This is a genomic window from Zoogloea sp. (genome assembly GCF_023150065.1).
GTDB lineage: Bacteria > Pseudomonadota > Gammaproteobacteria > Burkholderiales > Rhodocyclaceae > Zoogloea.
This window is the reverse complement of record NZ_JAKLLN010000203.1, coordinates 1-555: the sequence shown is the minus strand read 5'-3', so window position 1 is coordinate 555 and position 555 is coordinate 1. Positions and strand designations below refer to the sequence as shown.

The 555-nt window shown below is 70.1% G+C and carries 1 protein-coding gene; it reads left to right on the top strand.

The features are described from left to right. A partial coding sequence (locus tag L6Q67_RS24275; protein ID WP_296576303.1) for a histidine kinase dimerization/phospho-acceptor domain-containing protein occupies window positions 1-555 on the top strand: 555 nt, incomplete at both ends.

The window sequence follows — 555 nt, the reverse complement described above, 5'->3', positions numbered from 1 at the left end:
GACCGGCGCACCGGCAACCAGGTCACCGAGGCCCGCCACCGGCTGCGCAACTGGATCGTCGCCGCCATCATCGGCATGACCGCCACCGTGCTGCTGGCCCTGCGCGGGGTGCGCAGCGTGCGCCAGAAGGTGCTGCGCCCCATCGAGGATATGTGCGCCGTCACCGACCAGCTGGCCCGCGGCCAGTACGACGTGCGCCTCACCGGCGAGGACGAGGTGCAGGAGATCCAGACCCTGCGTACCACCTTCAACAGCATGGCCGACGCCATCGAGCGGGACATCGACGATCGCGAGAACATCGGCCGCGAGCTGCAGGAGGCCCGCGCCCGCGCCGAGGCCGCCACCCAGGCCAAGTCGCTGTTCCTGGCCAACATGAGCCACGAGATCCGCACCCCGCTCAACGCGGTGATCGGCATGGCCGACCTCCTGCTGCGCAGCCGCCTGCCGCCGCGCCAGCGCGACTACGCCAGCAAGATCCGCATCTCCGGGCGGGCGCTCCTCGACACCCTCAACGACATCCTCGACTTCTCCAAGATCGAGGCTGGGCGGCTCGAA